1 rRNA gene is annotated in these 278 nt (G+C 36.3%); it reads left to right on the forward strand.

Going from position 1 to position 278, the window contains the following annotated elements:
- Positions 1 to 198: 198 nt before the first annotated feature.
- Positions 199 to 278, forward strand: a 5S ribosomal RNA gene (gene rrf / locus DS745_RS24370); the annotation flags it as partial.

Here is a 278-nt window from a genome sequence, read left to right on the forward strand (position 1 = left end):
CTAATCGGTCGAGGACTTATCCTAAAAATAAGAATTGATTTTCTTACTCAAGTCTTAAATGTGTGTTATCTAGTTTTCAGGGAATGACCCTGTAGGAATTATGAATTAACAATTATGAATTATGAATGGTTTAAAGCTTTTCAGAGAAGCCTTAAGAACAATTGAACATTCATAATTGACAATTCACAATTGAATAAATCTAGTGGCGATAGCGAAGAGGTCACACTCGTTCCCATGCCGAACACGATCGTTAAGCTCTTCAGCGCCGATGGTAGTTG

It is taken from the genome of Anaerobacillus alkaliphilus (genome assembly GCF_004116265.1).
Taxonomy (GTDB): domain Bacteria; phylum Bacillota; class Bacilli; order Bacillales; family Anaerobacillaceae; genus Anaerobacillus; species Anaerobacillus alkaliphilus.